The organism is Stutzerimonas nitrititolerans (genome assembly GCF_003696285.1).
Taxonomy (GTDB): Bacteria; Pseudomonadota; Gammaproteobacteria; order Pseudomonadales; family Pseudomonadaceae; genus Stutzerimonas; species Stutzerimonas nitrititolerans.
Genome location: NZ_RFFL01000041.1, coordinates 1 through 1,769 on the forward strand (window position 1 = coordinate 1; position 1,769 = coordinate 1,769).

Annotated in this window: 1 protein-coding gene; it reads right to left on the minus strand. The window is 62.1% G+C overall.

Features of this window, described 5'->3' with window-relative positions:
- Positions 1 to 1,769: tape measure protein (locus EA795_RS20525; protein ID WP_147456330.1), on the minus strand; the 1,769-nt coding region annotated here is incomplete at both ends.

Genomic DNA, 1,769 nt, shown 5'->3' on the forward strand with positions numbered 1-1,769 from the left:
GAATCGGCAACCCCAGCTTGCGCACGGCAGCCGCCTTGATCATGTATTCCCCGTTGGAGCCATACATCAGGATGCTGTCGCTGGTGCCGGTGCCAGGGCCTCGGATCAGGCCGCCAGTGGCGAAACCTTGAGGCGCCGGACCGGGATCCTGCAGTGTGTAGGGCTGACTGAAGTCGTACTGCGCGCCGACCTTGACGATGATCTCGCGCTTGGCCAGCGCATCCAGTGCGGACTGGACCTGGGCAAGCGTTGCGTCGTCCATTTTCACGCTGACGGGCATATCTTGAAGCTCGGCAGCGGCCGACTTGAGATTCAGCATCTCTTGTTTAATGTCGGCGATCTTCTGCTCTGCGCGGCTCTGCTCAATGTCGTTGGCGGCAAGCTCGATATCGCGCAGTTCGCCGATAAAGCCTCCGAAGCCATAGGTGTTCTCGCCCGCGGCTTGCAGATCCTGGAGCATCTTCAGCGCAGCTTGCGCCTGAGCTTGCGCGCCCTCAACATCGCCGGCTCGCAGTGCTTCACGCGCCCCCACCTTTAGGGCTTGTGCCGCGCCGTAGGATGCTTCGCCACCTGAGTTCATGCCGGCCAGCGCTTCCTGGTAGCGCTGTTCGATCTTCACGCGATCGTCACGGACTTTTTCCAGATCGGCGTTGGCCTTCTTTTCGGCGGCGACCAAATCCTTCGCGGCCTTCTCGGCAGCAGTCACCATGCGCTCTTGCTGGGTTTTCAGTTCGGCGATGTAGGCGTTGCGAGACTTGATCTCTTTTTCCCGCTCCGCCTCTGCTTGAGCGGCGGCAGCGGATGCCGCGGCGCTCAGCTCGGCATTCATGCCGGCCTGCTGCTCGACTATCGCGGCGCGGAAGGCGACCAGCGCCTCCCGCTTCGCTTTCAGTTCGTCCTCACTGAACCACATGCCGGCGAGCGTAGTATTCAGCCCGGTACCGGCCAGGCTGCGATCAATGTCGGCAATCTCCTGATCGACCTTATCCAACTCGGTGACCATTCCAGCAGCATTCGCCGCGACATATCCGATGCGTTTGCCCAAGTCCACAAACTCGGAGGCGCCATCGACCGCTGTACCGGCAAGTGTCGCCAAGGCTGAAGCCAACGCCACCAGGTTATCCACCACTACCGGGTCACTCAGCGTATCTCCCAAGCTGTTGATCGCATCGATCAGCGGCTGAACGTTGGCCTGACCGACCGCTTCGCTCCAGCGATCCGACAATGCAGTCATCGCACCGCCAACAGTCTCCGGCAGGCTCTCCGCCTCTGTTCGCAGCACAGCCAGCTGCTCGACCAGTGCGGAAGTCACCACATCGGCAGTCAGCAGACCCTGCGCGGCCATCTCCTTCAAGGATCCGATCGGCACGTTGAGCGAGTCGGCAAGCGCCTGCATCAGGCGCGGCGCCTGTTCGGCCACGCTATTGAATTCATCGCCACGCAGCGCGCCCGCGCCGAGCGCCTGGGCGAACTGGATGACGCCGTTCTCGGCCTCCTGAGCGCTCGCACCCGAGACTCGAAAGGAGGTCGCCACGGCCTCGGTGACTGCAAGAATATCCTTCTGGCTGCGGCCGGCTTCCTTCAGCGGGCGGCTGATGCGCTGGTACAAGGTCGCCAGCGATTCGAGCGGCGTCTGCGTGTCGACTGCGATCCTGCGTAGCTCGGTTTGCGCAGTGTTGAATTCCTCCTGCGAACTGGTCGCCAGCTTGAGGCGCGCGTTCATCAGGTTGTACGAATCCGCTGCAGTAGCGATGCCACGAATAGCACCA